19 protein-coding genes are annotated in these 22,045 nt (G+C 64.6%); 11 read left to right on the top strand and 8 right to left on the bottom strand.

Annotated features, from left to right (window positions below; genetic code table 11):
- Nucleotides 1-251: 251 nt before the first annotated feature.
- Together QAZ22_RS03660 and QAZ22_RS03655 are read right to left on the bottom strand one after the other, a co-directional pair.
- A complete protein-coding gene (locus QAZ22_RS03660) occupies nucleotides 252-1,013 on the bottom strand; it encodes an ABC transporter permease (protein WP_278207783.1) in 762 nt (253 codons plus the stop codon).
- A gap of 14 nt (nucleotides 1,014-1,027) precedes the next feature.
- Nucleotides 1,028-1,954, bottom strand: a complete 927-nt coding sequence (locus QAZ22_RS03655; RefSeq protein ID WP_278205615.1) for an ABC transporter ATP-binding protein — start codon at nucleotides 1,952-1,954, stop codon at nucleotides 1,028-1,030.
- 296 nt (nucleotides 1,955-2,250) lie between these two features.
- On the opposite strand from QAZ22_RS03655, the gene QAZ22_RS03650 reads away from it, so the two are divergent.
- Together QAZ22_RS03650 and QAZ22_RS03645 are read left to right on the top strand one after the other, a co-directional pair.
- Nucleotides 2,251-3,612 (top strand): cytochrome ubiquinol oxidase subunit I, encoded by a 1,362-nt coding sequence (locus QAZ22_RS03650; RefSeq protein ID WP_278205614.1) that lies wholly within the window; start codon nucleotides 2,251-2,253, stop codon nucleotides 3,610-3,612.
- 286 nt (nucleotides 3,613-3,898) lie between these two features.
- Nucleotides 3,899-4,903: a cytochrome d ubiquinol oxidase subunit II gene (locus QAZ22_RS03645; RefSeq protein WP_278205613.1), complete on the top strand. Its 1,005-nt coding sequence runs from the start codon at nucleotides 3,899-3,901 to the stop codon at nucleotides 4,901-4,903.
- A gap of 157 nt (nucleotides 4,904-5,060) precedes the next feature.
- Here QAZ22_RS03645 and msrA read toward each other — a convergent pair whose 3' ends face one another.
- From msrA to QAZ22_RS03625, 4 genes are all read right to left on the bottom strand, one after another.
- Nucleotides 5,061-5,789, bottom strand: a complete 729-nt coding sequence (msrA, locus tag QAZ22_RS03640) for a peptide-methionine (S)-S-oxide reductase MsrA (protein WP_278205612.1) — start codon at nucleotides 5,787-5,789, stop codon at nucleotides 5,061-5,063.
- Between the two features lie 226 nt (nucleotides 5,790-6,015).
- Nucleotides 6,016-6,333, bottom strand: a complete 318-nt coding sequence (locus tag QAZ22_RS03635) for a hypothetical protein (RefSeq protein ID WP_278205611.1) — start codon at nucleotides 6,331-6,333, stop codon at nucleotides 6,016-6,018.
- An 84-nt stretch (nucleotides 6,334-6,417) separates the two neighbouring features.
- Nucleotides 6,418-7,134: a DUF1223 domain-containing protein gene (locus QAZ22_RS03630; protein WP_278205610.1), complete on the bottom strand. Its 717-nt coding sequence runs from the start codon at nucleotides 7,132-7,134 to the stop codon at nucleotides 6,418-6,420.
- A gap of 522 nt (nucleotides 7,135-7,656) precedes the next feature.
- The gene (locus QAZ22_RS03625; RefSeq protein ID WP_278205609.1) at nucleotides 7,657-8,664 is read right to left on the bottom strand and encodes a TadE/TadG family type IV pilus assembly protein; all 1,008 of its coding nucleotides are present in this window, start codon (nucleotides 8,662-8,664) and stop codon (nucleotides 7,657-7,659) included.
- Between QAZ22_RS03625 and QAZ22_RS03620 the strand changes: the two genes are divergently transcribed.
- Complete coding sequence (locus QAZ22_RS03620; protein WP_278205608.1) at nucleotides 8,651-8,776, top strand: hypothetical protein; 126 nt, start codon at nucleotides 8,651-8,653, stop codon at nucleotides 8,774-8,776. The two genes, QAZ22_RS03625 and QAZ22_RS03620, sit on opposite strands and share 14 nt — an antisense overlap.
- Nucleotides 8,777-9,146: 370 nt before the next feature.
- Nucleotides 9,147-10,952 carry a translation elongation factor 4 gene (lepA, locus tag QAZ22_RS03615; RefSeq protein WP_278205607.1) on the top strand — a complete coding sequence of 602 codons (1,806 nt, stop codon included), beginning with the start codon at nucleotides 9,147-9,149 and terminating at the stop codon, nucleotides 10,950-10,952.
- A gap of 853 nt (nucleotides 10,953-11,805) precedes the next feature.
- On the opposite strand, the gene QAZ22_RS03610 is transcribed toward lepA, so the two are convergent.
- Nucleotides 11,806-12,015 carry a DUF1508 domain-containing protein gene (locus tag QAZ22_RS03610; protein WP_278205606.1) on the bottom strand — a complete coding sequence of 70 codons (210 nt, stop codon included), beginning with the start codon at nucleotides 12,013-12,015 and terminating at the stop codon, nucleotides 11,806-11,808.
- Nucleotides 12,016-12,541: 526 nt separating this feature from the next.
- Here QAZ22_RS03610 and QAZ22_RS03605 point away from each other — a divergent pair.
- From QAZ22_RS03605 to QAZ22_RS03575, 7 genes are all read left to right on the top strand, one after another.
- On the top strand, nucleotides 12,542-13,054 hold the full coding sequence (locus QAZ22_RS03605; RefSeq protein ID WP_278205605.1) for a hypothetical protein: 513 nt from the start codon (nucleotides 12,542-12,544) through the stop codon (nucleotides 13,052-13,054).
- 10 nt (nucleotides 13,055-13,064) lie between these two features.
- Nucleotides 13,065-13,571: a hypothetical protein gene (locus QAZ22_RS03600; RefSeq protein WP_278205604.1), complete on the top strand. Its 507-nt coding sequence runs from the start codon at nucleotides 13,065-13,067 to the stop codon at nucleotides 13,569-13,571.
- Nucleotides 13,572-13,775: 204 nt separating this feature from the next.
- Nucleotides 13,776-14,123, top strand: coding sequence for a hypothetical protein (locus tag QAZ22_RS03595; protein WP_278205603.1), 348 nt, complete (start codon nucleotides 13,776-13,778; stop codon nucleotides 14,121-14,123).
- Between the two features lie 131 nt (nucleotides 14,124-14,254).
- A complete protein-coding gene (locus QAZ22_RS03590; protein ID WP_278205602.1) occupies nucleotides 14,255-14,626 on the top strand; it encodes an endonuclease domain-containing protein in 372 nt (123 codons plus the stop codon).
- Nucleotides 14,627-14,790: 164 nt separating this feature from the next.
- The gene (locus QAZ22_RS03585; RefSeq protein WP_278205601.1) at nucleotides 14,791-15,417 is read left to right on the top strand and encodes a CDGSH iron-sulfur domain-containing protein; all 627 of its coding nucleotides are present in this window, start codon (nucleotides 14,791-14,793) and stop codon (nucleotides 15,415-15,417) included.
- 387 nt (nucleotides 15,418-15,804) lie between these two features.
- Nucleotides 15,805-17,841, top strand: a complete 2,037-nt coding sequence (locus QAZ22_RS03580; protein ID WP_278205600.1) for a hydantoinase/oxoprolinase family protein — start codon at nucleotides 15,805-15,807, stop codon at nucleotides 17,839-17,841.
- Between the two features lie 263 nt (nucleotides 17,842-18,104).
- A complete protein-coding gene (locus QAZ22_RS03575; RefSeq protein ID WP_278205599.1) occupies nucleotides 18,105-20,276 on the top strand; it encodes a malate synthase G in 2,172 nt (723 codons plus the stop codon).
- Between the two features lie 239 nt (nucleotides 20,277-20,515).
- On the opposite strand, the gene QAZ22_RS03570 is transcribed toward QAZ22_RS03575, so the two are convergent.
- On the bottom strand, nucleotides 20,516-21,712 hold the full coding sequence (locus tag QAZ22_RS03570) for an IS256 family transposase (protein ID WP_278203348.1): 1,197 nt from the start codon (nucleotides 21,710-21,712) through the stop codon (nucleotides 20,516-20,518).
- Nucleotides 21,713-22,045: the final 333 nt, after the last annotated feature.

The raw sequence follows: 22,045 nt of genomic DNA, 5'->3' as shown, positions 1-22,045 counted from the left end.
CTTAGCGATTTGACGAAACCTCGCAGCTTCGTCATCCCAAGGCGAAGCAGCCGCGGAGCGGCGTCGCGGAGACCCTGGGATCCATGCCGTTACATAAGCCGAGGAATCCGGCGGAGCAAAATTCTGCGCCGGAGGCAGCACTTCCAAGTCACGGCATGGATCCTCGGGTCAAGCCCGAAGATGACGACGGGATAAGCGTTACGGCTAATCACGAAGGGTTGCGCCCGCTCCAGCGCGGAAGCCAATTTCCCTCAATTCCTCAACCGGTACCCCGTCCTGAAGATCCAGGCCACGATCGCGATGCAGACCGCCAGGAACACCAGCGTCATGCCGAGGCTGACGCCGACCGAGACGTCGGCCTTGCCGTAAAAGCTCCAGCGGAACCCGCTGATCAGGTAGACGACCGGATTGAACAGCGTGATCGTCTTCCAGATGCCGGGCAGCATGTGGATCGAATAGAAGCTGCCGCCGAGGAAGGTGAGCGGCGTGACGATCAGGAGCGGCACCAGCTGCAGCTGCTCGAAGGTCTTAGCCCAGATGCCGATGATGAAGCCGAACAGGCTGAAGGTCACCGCCGTCAGCACCAGGAAGGCGATCATCCAGAACGGATGCTCGATCCTGAGTGGCACGAACAGCGCCGCGGTGCCCAGGATGATCAGGCCGAGCATGATCGACTTGGTCGCGGCGCCCCCGACATAGGCGAGGATGATCTCGAGATAGGACACCGGCGCCGACAACAGTTCGTAGATCGAGCCGACGAATTTCGGGAAATAGATGGCGAAGGACGCGTTCGAGATCGACTGCGTCAGAAGCGACAGCATCATCAGGCCCGGCACGATGAAGGCGCCGTAGCTGATGCCGTCGATCTCGTTGATGCGCGAGCCGATCGCCGAGCCGAAGACGACGAAATAAAGCGACGTCGAGATCACCGGCGAGATGATGCTCTGCAGCACCGTGCGGAACGCACGCGCCATCTCCACCCGGTAGATCGCCCACACCGCACGAAGGTTCATGGCCGCGTGCCTGTTCATGGCTCTTGCCTCAGAAGATTGACGAAGATCTCTTCCAGCGAGCTGTTCTTGGTATCGAGGTCGCGGAACTGCAGGCCGGCGGCCTCGAAGTCGCGGATCAGCGAGGCGACGCCCGGCCGGTCGCTCTGGTTGTCATAGGTATAGGTGATCTCGTTGCCGTCCGCGGACAGCTCCAGCGCATAGCGCGACAGACCCACGGGGATGGCCTTGAGCGGCGCGCGCAGCTCGAGTGTCATCTGCTTGCGGCCGAGCTTGCGCATCAGCTCGGCCTTGCCCTCGACCAGGATGATCTCGCCGCGATTGATGACGCCGACGCGGTCGGCCATCGCCTCGGCCTCTTCGATGTAATGCGTGGTCAGGATGATGGTGACGCCGTCCTCGCGCAGCCGCCGCACCATCGCCCACATATCCTGGCGCAGCTCGACGTCGACGCCCGCCGTCGGCTCGTCGAGGAACAGCACCCGTGGCTCGTGCGACAACGCCTTGGCGATCATCAGCCGGCGCTTCATGCCGCCCGACAGCGTGATCGCCTTGGCGTCCTTCTTCTCCCACAGCGAGAGGTCTCTAAGCACCTTCTCGACGAAATCCTTGTTCGGCGCCTTGCCGAACAGGCCGCGGCTGTAATTGACCGTCGCCCACACCGTCTCGAAAGCGTCGATGGTCAGCTCCTGCGGCACCAGCCCGATCAGGCTGCGCGCGGCGCGGTAGTCCCTGCCGATGTCGTGGCCGTCGACGGTGACGGTGCCGGCGGAACGGTTGACGATGCCGCAGACGATCGAGATCAGCGTCGTCTTGCCGGCGCCGTTCGGCCCGAGCAGCGCGAAGATCTCGCCGCGCTCGATGTCGAGATTGATTTCCTTCAACGCCTTGAAGCCGGTGGCATAGGTTTTCGTGACACCGGAAATCGAGATGATGGATGACATGCTGAAATGTGGCCGGCTGGAAAACGTGACCTCATATAGGTCGGATGCCGGTTTATTCAAACCGGCAATTTGCAGCCCTCCTGACAGCTCTGGACAGTTGCGCTCGCCGCCCGGCGGCTCAACGGCCGTCGCGCCGCGCCCGCGGCGTCGGCAAGCTGTCACCCGGCAGGATTATTCATGCCGGCGCGGCGTCGCGCCTGGCGCTGCGACAACGCGCCTCGCGTGACGCCGCGCCGCTTTGACCGGCGCGTGTTCGAAGCCTATCCTTCAAGCATAAATTGCAGCCGGAGCCGAGCATGGACCCGCTCATTCTGTCGCGTATCCAGTTTGGCGCGAATATTTCGTTCCATATCCTGTTTCCGGCGATCACCATTGCACTTGGCTGGGTGCTTCTCTTCTTCAAGCTCCGCTACAACGCATCAGGCGACTCCGCCTGGATGCGCGCTTATTTCACCTGGGTGAAGGTTTTCGCGCTCTCTTTCGCCATGGGCGTGGTTTCGGGCGTCACCATGAGCTTCCAGTTCGGCACCAACTGGCCGGGCTATATGGAGACAGTCGGCAACATCGCCGGCCCGCTGCTTGCCTATGAGGTGCTCACCGCCTTCTTCCTCGAGGCGGCCTTCCTCGGCATCATGCTGTTCGGCTTCCGCCGCGTCTCCAACCGCATCCACACGCTGGCGACCGTGCTGGTGGCGGGCGGCACGACGGTGTCGGCCTTCTGGATCATCGCGCTGAACTCCTGGATGCAGACGCCGGCCGGCTTCGAGATGATCGACGGCAAGGCGCATGCCGTTGACTGGTGGGCGATCGTCTTCAACCCGTCCATGCCTTACCGGCTGGTCCACATGCTGCTTGCCTCCGGCCTGACGGTCTCCTTCCTGATCGCTGGCCTGTCGGCGCTGCGCTATCTTTACGGCGACCGTTCCGAATCGATGTGGAAGGCGCTGCGCACCGGCGTCTTCACCGCCGCCATCCTGATCCCGATCCAGATCTTTGCCGGCGACCAGCACGGCTTGAACACGCTCGCGCACCAGCCGCAGAAGATCGCCGCCATGGAGGCGAACTGGAACACCGGTCCCAACGTGCCGCTGGTGCTGTTCGCCCTGCCCGACGAGGCGGCCAAGGAAAACAGGTTCGAGCTCGCCGTTCCCGACGGCGCCAGCCTGGTGCTGCGCCACTCCACGAGCGGCGTCGTGCCCGGCCTCAACGACTATCCGGGCAACCATCCGCCGGTCTTCCCGGTGTTCTGGGGTTTCCGCATCATGGTCGGCACCGGCATACTGATGCTCATCGTCTCCTGGTCGGCCGCCTGGTTCCTCAAGCGCCGCCACAGCCTGCCGAAGCCGCTGGCGCTCATCATGGTGCCGATGGCGCTGTCGGGCTGGGTGGCGACGCTCGCCGGCTGGTACACGACCGAGATCGGCCGCCAGCCCTGGCTGGTCACCGGCGTGCTGAAGACGGCCGACGCCGTCGGCCCCGTCGCCGGCAGCCATGTCGCGCTGACCCTGGCCGTCTATCTGATCCTCTATGTGCTGCTCCTGATCGCCTATCTCGGCGTGCTGGTGCATCTGGCGCTGAAGGCGGCCAAGGACGGCGACACCTCGCCGCTGCCGGGCGTCATGAACGCGGCGCTGTCGCAGCCGGCTGCCGGGGAGTGAATTCGCAACCGAGGGTCAGAGCAGTGGTCGATTTGCGAAGATATCGCGACTTAACGCCGGATGCTGGCGCCGCCCCTCACCTGCCTGCCGGCATCCTCTCCCCGCATAGTGACGGGGAGAGGGGCGCCCTCGTCGCCGATTTCGCCAATCGTCAGCGTTGCAGGAAAAGCGCCGGGGCCGCGGCCGGCCCCCTTCTCCCCGTCACTATACGGGGAGAAGGTCCCGGCAGGGGGATGAGGGGCAGCGGCGACCTCGGAAATCAAGACTGGCGCATGAGGATAAGAAAATGACCTTCGACTGGCCGACCGCGCTGCCGCTGATCTTCGCCGGCCTGATGGGCCTCGCCATCCTTATCTATGTCGTGCTCGACGGTTTCGATCTCGGCATCGGCATCCTGTTCGCCGCCGCCGAGGATGCCGAGCAGGACACGATGATCGCGGCCATCGGTCCGTTCTGGGACGCCAACGAGACCTGGCTGGTGCTGGCGGTGGGGCTCTTGCTGGTCGCCTTCCCGATGGCGCACGGCACCATCCTGACCGCGCTCTATTTGCCGGTCTTCGTGCTGCTGGTCGGGTTGATCCTGCGCGGCGTCGCCTTCGATTTCCGCGCCAAGGTGCCGGCCGGCAAGAAGCAGCGCTGGAACCGCATCTTCTTTCTGGGCTCGGCGACCGCCTCGCTGGCGCAGGGCTACATGCTGGGCGTCTATGTGCTCGGGTTGGATGTCGGCTTTGGCGGCATGGCCTTCGGCGCGCTGGTGGCGCTCTGCCTGTCGGCGGCTTACGCTGCCATGGGCTCGGCCTGGCTGATCTACAAGACCGAGGGTGAATTGCAGGTGAAGGCCGTGCGCTGGCTGCGCACCACGCTGGTGCTGACGGCGCTCGGCATGGTGGCGGTGTCCTTGGCCACCCCCTTCGCCAGCCCGCGCATCTTCGACAAATGGTTCCTCTGGCCGGAGCTCCTCTATCTCTCGCCGCTGCCGATCGCGTCGGCGCTGCTGTTCCTCGGGCTGTGGCGGCAGACCTTCCATCTGCCGAAGCCGAACGACCGGCACGCGCTCCGCCCGTTCCTCACCCTGGCCGCCATCTTCACGCTCGGCTTCGCCGGGCTCGCCTGGTCGTTCTATCCCTATGTCGTGCCCGAAAGGCTGACGATCTGGCAGGCGGCTTCAGCGCCGGAAAGCCTGGCGGTCATCCTGGCCGGCGTCGTCGTCGTGCTGCCGATCATCATCTTCTATTCGTTCTACGCCTATCGCGTGTTCGGCGGGAAGGCGACGGATCTGACGTATGATTGAATGTGATCTCCCCCCTTGAGGGGGAGATGGCCGGCAGGCCAGAGGGGGTCGTCTCACATAGATCGCCGACGTCATGCTGAAGGCCGGCACTCCACGCGCGGCGACCCCCTCTGTCGCCTTCGGCGACATCTCCCCCTCGAGGGGGGAGATTAGGTACTCAGCTCTTGCTCGATGCCAGCACCAACACCGGCTTTTCGCTGTAGAGCTGCGGGAACAGCGCCTTCAAATTCTCGATCTTCGGCAGGTCGTTGTAGACGATATACGGATAGGTCGGGTTCAGCGTCAGGAAGTCCTGATGGTAGTCCTCGGCTGGATAGAAGGTCTTGCCGGTCTCCAGCGTCGTCACGATCGGCTTCGAAAACACCTTGGCCTTGTCGAGCTGGGCGATGTAGCTTTCGGCCACCTTCTTCTGCTCGTCGTTCTCGGCGAAGATCGTCGAACGATACTGTGTGCCTTGGTCCGGCCCCTGGTAGTTGAGTTGCGTCGGATTGTGCGCGACCGAGAAATAGACCTGCAGGAGCTGGCCATAGGTCACCTTGGACGGGTCGTAGGTGATCTCGACCGATTCCGCATGGCCGGTGCGGCCGGTGCCGACCACTTCGTAGACGGCGTTCTCGGCGCTGCCGCCGGTGTAACCGGAAACGGCTTTGCTGACGCCCTTGACGTGCTGGAACACGCCCTGCACGCCCCAGAAGCAGCCGCCCGCGAAGATGGCCTTCTCGGTGCCGCTCGCCGCCTTCTCGTCCACGGCCGGCGGCGGGATCACCACCGCGTCCTCGGCCGAGCGGGCCGGCGTCTGCCAGAATGCGGCGGCCGCCGCCGTCAGCACCAGCGCCGCAAGCGGAGCCAGCGATCGCCGCGCCGTCTTTTTGTCGATGCCGTTCATGTCGGATCTCCTTGTTGTTGTTCCAATATACACGACACAAGCCGCCGAGAGGGTCTCACTTTGCCGTGCGGCGAGCCGCGGCGCTCCCCCTCATCCGGCCCTTCGGGCCACCTTCTCCCCGAGGGGAGAAGAGGCTGGCGCCGGCGATCTCCTCTCCCCACCGGGGAGAGGTCAGCCGAGCGAAGCGGAGGCTGGGTAAGGGGGCGTCGCAAGCCATAGGGCGACCTTACTGCGCCGGAGCCATAGCGTCCGCCGGCTTCATCGCATCCGTAACCGGCTTCATGGCGTCCGCAGGCTTCATCGCATCCGCAGGCTTCATCGCATCGGTGGTCGGCTTCATCGCCTCGGTGCTCATCGCATCGGGCTTCATGGCATCGGCCGGTTTCATCGCGTCCGTTGTGGGCTTCATCGCATCCGTCGCCGGCTTCATCGCGTCGGTGGCCATCGCGTTGGCTGGCTTCATGGCGTTGGTCGCGTCGTCGGCGCGGGCGCCGGCGGCGAAGGTTGCGAGCGCAAGCGCGAGCGCCGTCAGGAATTTGGTCATGGATAGTCTCCTTGGGTTGTGGCGCGCGCATGCGAGCCCGTTGAATGCGTTGCCGCGACCTGCGGCGCCGCGCGAAAAGGATGATCAGTTGGCGGCCGCCGCCAGGATCGGCCCGCCGCCTGGGGTCTGCACCAGCACCGCGGTGCTCAAGCCCCCGCCTGCCGCAGGCAGCGGCAGCGTCGTCGCCTGGCCGTTCCAGCGGCCGAGCCGCTGCAGCGAATGCACGACATTGGCATGCGGCAGCGTGCGTCCGGTATTCTCGCCGCGCGCCACCGGCACCTCGACGACTCCACGCCTGTAGCGCACCAGCCAGACGTCGGCCGCGCCGCCGGGCGCCTTGCCGGCGCCGATGCTGACCTTGCCGCCGGCAAGCGCGACGTCCGGACCCTTTGTGCGGCCGCCCTTATTGATCAGACTCTGGGCGATCAAATTCTGGATCTCGCCGGGCTTGGCGCCGACCGCATCGGCGCTGCCGTTCACCACCACCTGCGGCGTGAACGGCCCGTCATGGCCGAGCAGCGGCTCGTAATTGACCTGGCGCTGGGTGAATTCCTGCCGGCCGAACGTGTCCTTCCAGCCGAGATAGTCCCAATAGGTGACGTTGAAGGACAGCGCCAGCACGCCCGGCTGGTCCTTGACCTTGATCAGATTGGCATTGGCCGGCGGGCAGGACGAGCAGCCCTGGCTGGTGAACAGCTCCACCACGGTGAGCGGCTGTGCGGAAGCAGCCCCGGCCGTGGCGGCAAGCGCGGCAAATGCCGCGCCGGCGAGCCTGCCGAGCGTTGTCTTTGGTCCGGTCATGAGAAGCAGTCTCCGTTGCGGCGATGCTCCCATTTCGCCGTGGCAGGAAGCTTCGTTACAGCTTCACCGGTTTGTGATTGGGAGATTGGCGAAGGCCGGCGCGACGTCCGATCTCCCCCCCTCTTGGGGCTAGGGGATGCACACATCTTCCGTGATTGGCGTGACTGATCAGGCCGAGGCTTGATTGCCACGTGGTTCCCCCAATCCGTCGCTGCTTCGCAGCGCCACCTTTCCCCCCTCCGGAGGGAAAGGAAGGGAGCCCTGCTGGACGAGCGCTGACGGCAAAAAGCCTGGCGCCTTTCCTCTACCCCGTCGATCGGGGGAGAGGTGGCTCGGCGAAGCCGAGACGGAGTGGGGGTCGACCCAGCGCTACATTAGACAATGCATGCGCCAAGCTGCCATGCACGCTATCGCCAAAGACCAGCCGCTTGGAAATGTGTGCATACCGTTACCCTCGTGGGGGAGATCAGCAGCGGCGGCGCCGCGCCCTTCCTCCCACAACGGGGGAAGCGAAAAGCGCCCCTACTGCGTCAGCATCGTCTCCGACGGCCGGCGGTTGAAATCGCATTTGCCGGTGGTCGTGTAGAAGAAGTCGGCATTGCTGACATCGGCCGGCACCGGGTTGCCGCCGTCCTCCCAGGCTTGGTAGCCGGTCTCACCGCAGGGCACGGCGGTGAAGATGTCGACCGTCTGGCCGGTCGCAACCTCGGGCATGTTGGTGGCGCTGGTACCGATATAGAGCCGGTTCGAGGTGGCGGCATCGTCCGACCGCAGCGTCGTCGGATTGCCCGAAGGCACCTTCATCTCCAGATAAAGCTTGTCCATCTGGCTGACGTCGATCACCGCGCCGGTGCTGTTGGCGGGATAGAACGTGTTGGCGCAGGTCGTCACATATTTCTTGCTGCCGCTGGTCTGCGTGATCGCTCCGGTCGGCAGATTGGTGAAGCTCTTCACCGTGCTGGTCGTGCACACCTGTTTTTGGACCACCGTCGTCGTCGATCCGTTGATCGTGCTCACCGTCGTCGTGCCGTAGCCTTTCGGATCGCCATAGCCGTTATAGGTATAGCTGATCGTCATCAACGGCTTGGCTGTGGTTTCGCCGAACTTGGTGCCGTAGAGCGTCATGGTCTTCGCCCAATAGCCCGACACTTTCGTCACCTTGAAGTCGGCCTGCGTCAGCGCCGGCGTCTTGCGCACCGAGGAGCCGACGCCGACGGTCACCGTCTTGATCCTGGCGATCTGCATGAAATCGGTCGGCATCGGATAGCTCGCCTTGGCGCTGAAGGTCGCCGTGCCGTCGGCGGCGACGTTGACGCCGGTGAGCGTCGCCGTGCCCTGCCCGCTATTGGCCGCATAGGCCTGCTGCAGCGCCGTCTGGCGGTCGGCATTCGACGTCGTGGTCGGCAGGGTGGTGATCGACAGCACCGCCGCGTCCAGCGCGTTCTGCATGGCGCTTCTGGTGGTCACCGCCGAGGTGTAGTCGACGGAAAACCCGACCGCGAGCAGGAGCGGGATCGTGATCATCATCATGACCGGCATCATCGAGCCGCTTTCCGAGCGGACGAAATCTCTTGGCGACGAAAACATTTCTGACCCCAAAGCCATCGGCGGCAAAGCCCGCCATCCCCAACGGGTCGAATGATGCCTTAAAGGGATGGATGAAAGTTTAAGCGGATTTGAATGTTCCTGGGCGGATGTCCTGTCTTCCAAAGCCTGTGCTGCCCCTCACCTGCCTGCCGGCATCCTCTCCCCGTATAGTGACGGGGAGAGGGGCGCTCTCATTGATGGTTTCGCCAATTGCCAGCGTTGCAAGAAGGGCGCCGCCGTTAAGGCCAGCCCCCTTCTCCCCGTCACTATACGGGGAGAAGTGCCCGGCAGGGCGATGAGGGGCAGCGCCGACGCCGACAATTGGTTGTGCCCGGACGTCGACCAGCATGTTTGTCTGCTCTGCTCCGATCGCACCCCGCCCCCGCCGCTTGCCCCTTAAACCCGCCCCTGCTAAAGCGCGCCGCATGACGACGCCCCTCGACCACATCCGCAATTTCTCCATCGTCGCCCATATCGACCATGGCAAATCCACGCTTGCCGACCGGCTGATCCAGCTCACCGGCGCGCTGGAGGAGCGCGACATGAAGGAGCAGGTGCTGGACTCGATGGACATCGAGCGCGAGCGCGGCATCACCATCAAGGCCCAGACCGTCCGGCTCAACTACCGCGCCAAGAACGGCGAGGACTATGTGCTGAACCTCATCGACACCCCCGGCCATGTCGACTTCGCCTATGAGGTGTCGCGCTCCTTGGCCGCCTGCGAGGGCTCGCTGCTGGTGGTCGACGCCTCCCAAGGCGTCGAGGCGCAGACGCTGGCCAACGTCTACCAGGCCATCGACAACAACCACGAGATCGTCGTGGTGCTGAACAAGGTCGACCTGCCGGCGGCCGAGCCGGAGCGCATCCGCGAGCAGGTGGAGGAGGTGATCGGCCTCGACGCCTCCAACGCCGTGCTGATCTCGGCCAAGACCGGGCTGGGTGTGCCGGACGTGCTGGAGGCGATCGTCCACCAGCTGCCGCCGCCGCGCGAGGGCGACATCGCCGCTCCGCTCAAGGCGATGCTGGTCGACAGCTGGTACGACGCCTATCTCGGCGTCATCGTTCTGGTGCGCATCATCGACGGCGTGATGAAGAAGGGCCAGACCATCCGCATGATGGGCACCGGCGCGAAATATCTCGTCGAGCGCACCGGCGTCTTCAAGCCGGCCCGCGTCAATGTCGACGAGCTCGGCCCAGGCGAGTTCGGCTTCTTCACCGGCTCGATCAAGGAAGTGGCCGATACCCGCGTCGGCGACACCATCACCGAGGACCGCCGCCCGACGGCCAAGGCGCTTCCCGGCTTCAAGCCGGCGCAGCCGGTGGTGTTCTGCGGCCTGTTCCCGGTCGACGCCGCCGATTTCGAGGATTTGCGCGCCGCCGTCGGCAAGCTGCGCCTCAACGACGCCAGCTTCTCCTTTGAAATGGAGACCTCGGCCGCTCTCGGCTTCGGCTTCCGCTGCGGCTTCCTCGGGCTGTTGCATCTGGAGATCATCCAGGAGCGGCTGGAGCGCGAGTTCAACCTCGACCTCATCGCCACCGCGCCCTCGGTCGTCTACCGCATGAACCTCATCGACGGCACGACGAAGGAACTGCACAACCCGGCCGACATGCCCGACGTGGTCAAGATCGCCTCGATCGAGGAGCCGTGGATCCGCGCCACCATCCTGACGCCGGACGACTATCTTGGCGGCATCCTGAAACTCTGCCAGGACAGGCGCGGCATCCAGGCCGATCTCTCCTATGTCGGAAAACGCGCCATGCTCACCTACGACCTGCCGCTCAACGAGGTCGTGTTCGATTTCTACGACCGGCTGAAGTCGATCTCCAAGGGCTACGCCTCCTTCGACTATCACCTGACCAACTACCGCGAGGGCGACCTGGTGAAGATGTCGATCCTGGTCAATGACGAGCCGGTCGACGCTCTCTCCATGCTGGTGCACCGCTCTGCCGCCGAAAAGCGCGGCCGCGCCATGTGCGAGAAGCTGAAGGAGCTGATCCCGCAGCACCTGTTCAAGATCCCGATCCAGGCGGCGATCGGCGGCCGCATCATCGCCCGCGAGACGGTCTCGGCGCTCAGGAAGGACGTCACCGCCAAATGCTACGGCGGCGACGTGACCCGCAAGCGCAAGCTGCTCGACAAGCAGAAAGAGGGCAAGAAGCGGATGCGCCAGTTCGGCAAGGTGGATATTCCCCAGGAGGCATTTATCCAGGCGCTGAAGATGGGGGATTGAGAAGCCGGTTGGCGCGCAAAGCGCCAAGCCATCGATCCAGTGAATCGATGGCAGGCTTCGAAAGCGGGGGAGCTGCCGGCAGGCAGCGGGCTCCCCGCCAGCGCGGCGTTGAAGCTGCGCGGTGGAGGTTATTCCCCGGGCGGTGGCGCCGGGTGATCTCCGGGCGCGGGCGGCGGTTCTCGCGAGGCCTCAGCCATCTCCTGAAAGATACCGTCTATGCCCGCGAAGATCAGATGCCCTAATTCTGCGACGTCCGATGCGTCACCAAGACGAATAAGGCGCATGGTACGCAAGCAGAGGACAGCGATGTCGTCAGGACGATTGCTCGCCGCTTGGTAGGCGGGCTGGATAGAAGAGAGGACTGCCCGAACCAACCTGGGCTCCAGCCGTGGTGTTGCCGTATTCCAAACATGGATTGCGACGGACTGGCCCTCTCTTCGGAGACCGAAGTTTGGTGTGAAGGTAACCGAGAACGTTCCTCCAGTGCTTCGCACCGTTGTTGCGGGAAACTCCAGCTCTGCACCTGGATTTTGGTCTCTCCAGACCGCCAACTGCTGCAAGCCGAGTTGGGCGGATCGCCGCTCGGGCCCCTGTGAAATCGTTGAAGTAGCTGCCAGCAAGGTGTCGAGCGGCTCCCCGGCCATTAAGCGCTGGCAAAATCGGCGGAGGCTAGCGTGAAAATCATAGCCGCCGTCTCTTGGAGTAAATCTTCGGCGCAACTCTGTCCGCTGCGGCCGATCGTTCATATGAATGATTCTCAGTATGGCAGAAATTCCAAATGACGGCATCGACGTGTCCTTCCCAGATACAGGACATGTAGAAAGGCCCGCCTGCTGGCGGGCCTTTCTATGTGTCATGCGGCGTTTTCGAGATTCGCCGGGTACCAGACCGGGCTATTGGTAGAGGCTTTCATGATGTCGATGCCACGCTCGGCATCGACACGACGCTTGTAGCCTTCACTGCTTACGGCGATAGTTTCGCCATTCGCAGCCTCGTACGTCCAACGCCATTCACCACGATTGTCCTTGTACAACCAGTACGAAGGATAGGTACGCTGCGCCATTGGAGTAGCTCCTTAAGTTGGCGTAAGCGAACGTCAGGCTTGACCATGGCGGATTATTCTGATTCAAGATCAGTGTACCAAATACGCCATATCCCGCGCCTGACGTCCAAATCTTGTGCGGGTTAGAACTCTCGAAACCGCCGCAGATCCCCAGCTTTGCGGCGGTTTCTTGATTCTGGACGGATGCTAGATGAGGTTAAGCAATGCCGGGAGTCAAGACATGCTAATAAACCGTTAACGCCAGTCAACGGTTTCAAAATTTTTCCAATAAATTCAAACGCTTACACAATTCCTCCCAGCGGGATAACTCAGCGCGAAGCCACCACCGCTTTGTTAGACAATACTTCTGTTCGGCCAAAAAGCAAATATTCGGATCAAAACTGATTCTATTGCACTGCGAAATAGGTCTGCATTGCTGACGCAGTCTTCAAGGGCCAGTTAGCTCCCACGACCTCGAACTCTCAGCGCGCCCTTCACCATCCCACCCCATCAGCGTATCCTCCCCCTCGAGCTCGGGACCCACCACATGCGCTCCACCTTAGACACCGTCGCCGCAATCGGCCTCGCCATCGGAGGCGCGTTCGGCTTGGCGGGCACCTTCGTCGCCAGCGATGCGCTGCGCGAGACGGTCTGGACCATCGACGGCGTGGCGCTCGTCGTCGCCACGGCGCTGATCACCATGAAATACCAGCGGCTCGGCAATGATCTCGTCGCGGCCGGCTTCTTGACTTTCCTTGCCGGCGAAAGCCTGCTGCTGGCCGGCAATGCGGCGGGGCTGCAGGCGAGCGTGCCGTCCTATGCCGGCGGCATTGCGCTTTGGGCGGCTGGGCTCGTCATGGTCAGCGCGAAAGACACCTTCGCGCTGTGGATGCGGCTCACCGCTTTGGTGTCGGCCGCGCTCTTCGTCGTCTCGGTCCTGATAATCCTCTGGGGCGCGCCGCTGCTGCCCACCTCGTCGCCGCTGCCGGCGCTCGGCTACCCGTTCCTGGTCCTCACCTTCATCGGCTGGATCTGGACGCTGCTGAAATCGGAACGCTGAGCGGGCGGACATGGCCGCGCCGCTCGAAATCCGCAACAGCCCCACCGGCAAGATCTTTCCGGCCTTCGGGCCGTTCCTGATCGGCGGCGTCTTCGGCTTCGGCGCGCTGCAGGGCCTGGCTGCCGGAGCGAGTGGCGGGCATGTGCTGTGGATCGCGCTGCTCTCGGTCGCTTGCCTGGCGCTCGGCTTTTTCATCGCCCGCGGCGCCTTCGACACCTCGGTCAAGGTGACCTTGGACAGCCAGGGCTTCCGCGATGCTCGCGCCGGCGACGTGCTGGTGCCGTGGGCGAAGGTCAGGAGCGTGCGCCTCGCCTCCGGCGGCAAGGGCGCGGCGATGCTCAATTTCGAGCTCACCGAGGAGCCGCCCGACGCCATCAAATATTCGGCCGCCAACGCGTTCGGGATAATGCCCTTCGGCAAGACCACCGTGCACATGGAAATCTCCTCGCTCGACATGCGCGGCGAGGCGATGGTGGAGGCGGTGAGAAAATTCGCGCCGCATGTGGTGGTGAGGTAACGCGACCTCCCCCCTTGAGGGGGAGATGTCGCCGCAGGCGACAGAGGGGGTCGCTGCGCGTGGAGCGCCGACTTCTACCGCTGCAGCAGACGACGCCGGCACTCCACGCGCGAGGACCCCCTCTGGCCGCTTTGCGGCCATCTCCCCCTCGAGGGGGGAGATTACCTGCGCCACCCGTGCTCTACTGCCCTCGGGGACCTCATCATGATTCGCCTCTCTCTAGCCGCCATCCTCCTCGCCACGCCGGCCGTCGCCGCCGACATGTCGGTGTTCGTGCGCAACCAGCGGTCCGACGGCGTGGCGGTGGAGCTGTTCAGCCGCGACAGCAAAAAAGTCTGGCCGGGCAACGACAAGGTCTTCCTCATCCGTCCGGGGGCGAAGAAATCCGTGCCGATCTCCTGCGACAATGGCGAGCATATCTGCTGGGGCGCCTGGGTGGTCGGCAACGATTCCGTCACCGCCGGCGTCGGCCCCGACAACGACCAGCCCTGCGACACCTGCTGCTTCATCTGCGTGGAGCATTCCACCGAGACGGTGGACCTGGCGGAGTGAGCGCCAAATCTCCCCCTTCTCCCCTTGTGGGATAAGGTGGCTCGGCGCGCAGCGCCGAGACGGATGAGGGGTGCTGGACGGAGTGAGACGCTGGGATTGGACGAAGCGTGGAGGTTGGTTAGTCTTCCGCCATGCCGCACCAACCCGTAGCTCCAGCCAAACGCAATTTCGCACGTTCGATGCGTCGCGAACCAACAGAGGCAGAAGGTCGCCTGTGGCAGGAATTGCGTAGCCGGCGTCTGGACAACATCAGGTTTCGGCGGCAGCTGCCGGTCGGCAAGTTCATAGCCGATTTCGTCTGTGCGGAAGCCGGGCTTATCGTCGAAATCGATGGCAGCCAGCACGCGGATTCGCATCGCGACCAGGAGCGCGACGCCGAATTGAAGGCGAGGGGATTTCGTGTGCTGAGGTTCTGGAACGACGACGTTCTGAAGGACCTCGGTGCTGTCTGCGACACCATCATCGCTTATGTGCGCGATGACAATCTGCAGCCCTGGCGATGATGCCGGGCGCCTTTGCCAAGCTGGAACACCCCTCATCCGTCTCGGGCGCTGCGCGCCGATCCACCTTCTCCCACAAGGGGGAGAAGGGGGAGTTCATCCTTGACGCCTTTCCCACCCTCGCCCTAGCCTCGTCTTCCATCCCCCAAAACAGGAGACCCACCCAGATGGCAGGCACGGTCGAAGGCGAGAAGGTCGACGTTTCCTTCAGCGGCAGGCGCTGCATCCATTCGCGCAATTGCGTGCTCGGCAATCCGCATGTCTTCGTGCCCAATGCGCCGGGCGAGTGGATCCATCCCGATGCGGCAAGCGTCGAGAATGTGGTGGCGCTGGCCGAGAACTGCCCGTCGGGCGCGATCACTTACCGGCGCAAGGATGGCGGGCCGCAGGAGAAGCCGCCGGTGGTCAACACGGTGCGCCTGCGCGAGAACGGCCCGCTGGCGGTCCATGCCGAGATCGTGCTGGGCGGCGAGACTTTCCATCGCGCCACGCTCTGCCGCTGCGGCGCCTCGCAGAACAAGCCGTTCTGCGACAACAGCCACATCAAGGCCGGCTTCACCGCCACCGGCGAGCCGCCGCTGAAGGAAGCGCAGGTGCTGGACGCGCGGGATGGCCCGCTCAACGTGACGCCGACCACCAACGGCCCGCTCAAGCTCGAAGGCAATGCCGAGATCGTCACCGGCACCGGTCACACCGTCGCCCGAACCATGAAAGTGTTCCTGTGCCGCTGCGGGCACTCGGCCAACAAGCCGTTCTGCGACGGGAGCCACAAGAGGGTGGGGTTCGAGGGGTAGCGTGCATGGCAGCTTGGCGCGTGCATTGTCCAATGTAGCGCTGGTCGACCCCCACTCCGTCTCGGCTTCGCCGAGCCACCTCTCCCCCGATCGACGGGGTAGAGGAAAGGCGCCAAGCCTTTTGCCGTCAATGCTTGTCCAGCAGCGCTCCCTTCCTTTCCCTCCGGAGGGGGGAAAGGTGGCGCTGCGAAGCAGCGACGGATTGGGGGAACCACCTGGCAATCAAGCCTCAGGTCGATCAGTAGTCACAGAAGATGTGTGCATAGCGTAGCGCTTGCGGGGAGGAACTTGCTCTAACCCCCCTGGCCCACCTCTCCCGCCTTTATCCGCCAGCCCGTATCGGCTAAGGGCTTCGCGACAAAGCCCCGACCCGGACCATCTTCAAAAATGACCGCCAAGCACTCCCCCCTCTTCCTCGGCATCGACACCGGCGGCACCTATACCGATGCCGTGCTGTGGTCGGAGGAGGGCGGCCCCCTCGATACCCCGAATAAAGGCAAGGTGCTGGCCAAGGCCAAGGCGCTTACCACGCGTCACGACCTCGCCGTCGGCATTTCCGGCGCGGTCGATGCTGTGCTGGAGAAGGCCGGCACCGATCCGGCGGCGATCAAGCTGGTGTCGATGTCGACCACGCTCGCCACCAACGCGCTGGTCGAGGGCCAGGGCGGGCGCGTGGCGCTCATCATGATCGGCTTTTCCGAGGCCGACCTTGCCCGCGACGGGCTGAAGACGGCGCTGGGCACCGATCCGGTGGTGTTCTGTCCCGGCGGCCATGACGTGCACGGCAATGCGGCGAAGCTCGACCTCTCCGGCCTCGAGGCCGCACTTCCGGAGCTCGGGCGTTCGGTGTCGGGCTTTGCCGTCTGCGCCTATTTCGCCACCCGCAACCCGGCGCACGAGCTCGCGGCCAGAGACCTGATCCGCGACAAGACCGGCCAGCCGGTCACCGCCAGCCACGAATTGTCGGCCAAGCTCGGCGGCCCGCGCCGCGCGCTCACCACTTTGCTCAACGCAAGGCTGATCTCGATGATCGACCGGCTGGTGGCGGCGACGGAAGGTTTTCTGGCCCAGCGCGGCATCGCGGCACCCCTGATGGTGGTGCGCGGCGACGGCGCGCTGGTGTCGGCGGCCTTTGCCCGCCAGCGGCCGATCGAGACGATCCTGTCCGGCCCGGCCGCCAGCCTGGTCGGCGCCCGCCACATGACCGGCCTCGACGACGCCATGGTCTCCGACATCGGCGGCACCACGACCGACGTCGCCGTGCTCGACGGCGGCCGCCCGCGCCTCGATCCGGAAGGCGCCACCGTTGGCGGCTTTCGCACCATGGTCGAAGCCGTCGCCATGCGCACCTTCGGCCTCGGCGGCGATTCCGAAGTGGCGCTGGAAGACGGCGCGCTCGACCCGAAGATCCTGCTCGGACCGCGTCGCCTGGTGCCGCTGGCGCTGGCCGGCATGGTGCATGGCGAGGCTGTCACGTCGGAGCTGGAGCGGCAGCTGCGCGCGCCGAACTCCGGCCGCATGGACGGTCGCTTTGCCGTGCGCACCGGCGTGCCGGACCGGCTCGCCGCCGGCCTCACCGCGCCGGAAGCAAAGCTCTACGAGGCGATCAGTGCCACCCCGCTGGCGCTCGACCGGCTGCTCAGCTCGAATGCGCAGAACGCTACGCTCAACCGGCTGGTGGCGCGCGGGCTGGTGCACATCTGCGGCTTCACGCCGTCGGATGCCGCCCATGTGCTCGGCAAGCAGTCGAACTGGAATCCCGCCGCCGCCCGCCTTGGCGCCGAGCTTTTCGCCCGCAGGCGCGACGGCCGCGGCCAGCCGATCGCGGCGACGCCGGAGGCGCTCGCCGAGCGCGTGCTCACCACGCTGACCCGCTGGTCGGCCGAATATATTCTCGAGACCGCTTTCGCCGAGGACGGGCTGGATGGCGCGGCAACTGTCGCGCATGCGCTGGTGCAGCGCGCCGTCGACGCCCATCCCGGCATCGCCCGCTTCACCGTCGCGCTCGACCGTCCGGTCATCGGCCTCGGCGCCTCGGCGCCGCTGCATTATGCCGGGCTGCCGCCGCTGATCGGCAATGGCTGCATCGTGCCGGAGGACACCGACGTCGCCAATGCGCTCGGCGCTGTGGTCGGCCAAGTCCGCGTCTCGGCCGAGGCCCGCGTCAGCCAGCCCAAGGAAGGGCTGTTTCGGCTCGCATCAGGGCAAACGGTGCAAGACTTCACCGACGAAGCGAAAGCGATCGCCGCGGCCGAGGCCGACGTGCGGGCGATCGCGGCCGAGCGCGCGAAGGAGGCCGGCACCGACAGCGCCGAGCTCGACGTCGCCACCGAGTTCAAGGTCTCGACCATCGAGGGACAGCGCATGTTCATCGAAGCGCATGTGGTGGCGGTGGCGTCAGGGCGGCCAAGGATTGCGGTGTGAGGCGCCTTTCCTTCTCCCCGTTCTACGGGGAGAGGTGCCCGAAGGGCGGATGAGGGGCGGCGCCTGCGTATGTTGCGGTTCTCATCGACCTCTCAATCGACAGATCAACGCATGCTAATTGTGAACGTCGCGCCGCCCCTCATCCGGCTGCCGCCACCTTCTCCCCGTAGAACGGGGAGAAGGGAGCCTACATCCTAAGCCGAATTGACCCCTGCCCCTCAACATGCCAAAGCCCCGGCAAGCCACCATCTGGAGACGTGCTGATGACCGACCGCATCGAGATCGCCGGGTTGCAAATCGCCCGGGAGCTCCATGACTTCGTGGCCGAAGAGGCCGCACCCGGCACCGGCATCGACCCGGAAAAATTCTGGGAAGGCTTTTCCGCCATCGTCCATGATCTCGCGCCGAAGAACCGCGCCCTGCTGGCAAAGCGCGACGCCATGCAGGAAAAGCTGGACGGCTGGTATCGCGAGAACGGGGCGCCGGTCGACATGGCGGCCTACAAGAACTTCCTGAAGGAGATCGGCTATCTGGTGCCGGAAGGGCCGGCCTTCGGCGTCTCGACCGAACATGTCGATCCGGAGATCGCGGTCGTCGCCGGGCCGCAGCTCGTGGTGCCGGTGATGAACGCGCGCTATGCGCTCAACGCCGCCAATGCGCGCTGGGGCTCGCTCTACGACGCTCTCTACGGCACCGACGCCATTCCCGAGACCGGCGGCGCCGAGAGGGGCAAGGCTTTCAATCCCACGCGCGGCGCGAAAGTCATCGCCTGGGCGAAGGATTTCCTCGACCAGTCCGTGCCGCTGACCACCGGCAAATGGGCCGGCGTCAACGGGCTCTCGGTGGCGAACGGCGCGTTGAAGGTCGGCGAAGGCGCCGGCGCCACCACGCTCGCCGACCCGAAACAGTTCGCGGGCTTCCGCGGCGATGCCGCCACGCCGGAGGCCGTGCTTCTGGTGAAGAACGGCCTGCATATCGAGATCGTCATCGACCACGCCAGTGAGATCGGCAAGACCGATCCGGCCGGCATTGCCGACGTCATCCTCGAAGCTGCGCTGACGACGATCCAGGACTGCGAGGATTCGGTCGCCGCGGTCGACGCCGAGGACAAGGTCGTCGTCTATCGCAACTGGCTCGGCCTGATGAAAGGCGATCTGGCGGAAGAGATCACCAAGGGTGGCAGGACTTTTACCCGCAAGCTCAACCCGGATCGCCGTTACACGGCGCCGAATGGCGGCCAGCTGCTGCTGCCCGGACGCTCGCTGATGCTGGTGCGCAATGTCGGCCACCTGATGACCAATCCGGCGATCCTCGACCGCGACGGCAACGAGGTGCCGGAAGGCATCATGGACGCGGCGCTCACCGCGCTGATCGCGCTGCACGATGTCGGCTCGAACGGGCGGCGGGCGAATTCCCGCGCCGGCTCGATGTACGTCGTAAAACCCAAGATGCACGGGCCGGAGGAGGTCGCCTTCGCCGTCGAGATCTTCGACCGCGTGGAAGTGCTGCTCGGCATGGCGAAGAACACCATCAAGATGGGCATCATGGACGAGGAGCGGCGCACCACCGTCAACCTTAAGGAAGCGATCCGCGCCGCAAGAGAGCGCGTCGTGTTCATCAACACCGGCTTCCTCGACCGCACCGGCGACGAGATCCACACCTCGATGGAAGCCGGCCCGATGATCCGCAAGGGCGACATGAAGCAGGCCGCCTGGATCTCCGCCTATGAGGCCTGGAATGTCGACATCGGGCTCGAATGCGGGCTCGCCGGCCACGCCCAGATCGGCAAGGGCATGTGGGCGATGCCCGATTTGATGGCGGCAATGCTGGTTGAGAAGATCGCCCATCCCAAGGCCGGCGCCAACACCGCCTGGGTGCCGTCGCCGACGGCGGCGACTTTGCACGCCACGCATTACCACAAGGTCGACGTGCACGCCGTCCAGGCGGCGCTGAAGAACCGGCCGAAGGCCAAGCTCGACGACATTCTGTCGGTACCCGTGGCGGTGCGGCCGAACTGGACGCCGGACGAGATCCAGCGCGAGCTCGACAACAACGCGCAAGGCATTCTGGGCTACGTCGTGCGCTGGATCGACCAGGGCGTCGGCTGCTCGAAGGTGCCCGACATCAACGATGTCGGCCTGATGGAGGACCGCGCCACGCTGCGCATCTCCTCGCAGCACATCGCCAACTGGCTGCGCCACAAGGTGTGCTCGGAAATCCAGGTCCGGGATTCGCTGCAGCGCATGGCGGCGATCGTCGACCGCCAGAATGTCGGCGACCCGCTCTACCGCCCGATGGCGCCGGACTTCGACAGTTCGATCGCCTTCCAGGCCGCCTGCGACCTGGTGTTCAAGGGGACGGTTCAGCCCAACGGCTACACCGAGCCGGTGCTGCATGCCCGGCGGCTGGAGCTGAAGGCGAGGGAGCAGGCCTGAGGCCGGTAGCGCCGGCGCCCTCCCCTTGAGGGCAGGGCAATCGCATATGGCGCTCCCCCCACATTCGTCTACGCCATGCACACATCTTCTGTGACTGGCGTGACTGATCAGGCTGAGGCTTGATTGCCACGTGGTTCCCCCAATCCGTCGCTGCTTCGCAGCGCCACCTTTCCCCCCTCCGGAGGGAAAGGAAGGTTGTGTGCGTCAAGTTCTGCAAAAAGGGGCGGCCATGAGGCTGGTCATGCGGCTTGGCGCAGAGCGAGCTTCTTATGCTCGCGCAGGTCGTCCATGTTGATGTAGCGGTTGGCCTCCATCCAGTTTTCGTTGGTTTCGACGGCCAGCGCCCTGACCAGGCGCAGGCAGCTTTCGGCGTTGGGAAAGATGCGCACGACATAGGTGCGGCGCCTGATCTCTTCGTTGAGGCGTTCCAGCATGTTGGTCGACTTCAGGTGCTTGTGGTGCTGGCGCGGCAGGCGAAAGAAGGTCAGCGTGCGCTCGATGGTCTCCTCCACCCACGTCGTCAGCCGCGGATAGCGGCCCGACCATTTGGCCAGCCACGCGGCGAGATCGGCCTTGGCCTCGGCGAGATCGCGCCGGTCGTAGAGCCATCTGAGCTCCTGCAGGCAGTCGTCGCCGTGCTTGCGCGGCAGGTGATCGAGCGCGTTCCTGAGGAAGTGCACGTAGCAGCGTTGCCAGGCCGCTTCCGGAATCACCTCGCCGATCGCCGCGACCAGGCCGGCATGGTCGTCGGACACGACCAGTTCGACGCCCCTAAGACCGCGCGCCTTGAGCGCCACGAGGAAGTCCTTCCAGGCCGAGCGGCTCTCGCGATTGGCCATCTCCACGGCCAGGATCTGGCGCCGCCCGTCCCAGTCGATGCCGACCGCGATCAGCACCGCCTGGCTCATGACGATGCCGGCCTCGCGCACCTTCTCGTAGCGGGCATCGAGCACGAGGTAAGCAAAGGGCTCTTGAAGCGGGCGCTCGGCAAAGGCCTTCAGGCTTTCGTCCAGCCGTTTGTTGATGGCCGAGATCGACGAGGCCGAGAAGGCATGCCCGCACAGCTCCTCGGTGATCGCCTTGACCTTGCGGGTCGACACGCCTTGCACGTACATCTCGGCAAGCGTCGCCACCAAGGCCCGCTCGGAGCGCTGGTAGCGCTCGAACAGCTCGGTGGAGAAGCGCCCCTGCCGGTCCTGCGGAACCCGCAGCTCCAGCTTGCCGACACGGGTGACAAGCGTGCGGCCGTAATACCCAGAGCGATAGCCGAGCCGCTCCGGTGTCCGTTCGCTCTTCGAAGCGCCCAGCGCCTCGTCCATCTCGGCCTCGAGGACCTCCTGCATCACTGCGCGGATCACTTCGTGCAGCCCATCCGGGTTCGAAAGCAGAATGTCTTTGACGGCAGCTATGGCGGATTTATCTTCGATCTTGGTCATGGTGGCGTTCCTTCGCGGGAATCAGGTGACGTGAACAATCACCAGCCTGCCATGACCGCCCTCTCTCAGCGAATTTGCAGAACTCTCAGCACACTACCGAAAGGAAGGGAGCCCTGCTGGACGAGCGCTGACGGCAAAAAGCCTGGCGCCTTTCCTCTACCCCGTCGATCGGGGGAGAGGTGGCTCGGCGAAGCCGAGACGGAGTGGGGGTCGACCAGCGCAGCATAAGACAATGCATGCGCCAAGCTGCCATGCACGCTATTGGCCGGTGCATCGGCCGGAAATGCGCGCGAAACGATCGATCACATAGATGAGATGTCGAGGTGATCGGCG

The sequence above is a fragment of the Mesorhizobium sp. WSM4906 genome (assembly GCF_029674625.1).
In the GTDB taxonomy this organism is placed as follows: domain Bacteria; phylum Pseudomonadota; class Alphaproteobacteria; order Rhizobiales; family Rhizobiaceae; genus Mesorhizobium.
Note: the sequence above shows the minus strand (reverse complement) of the source record. Positions and strands in the feature narration are given on the sequence as shown.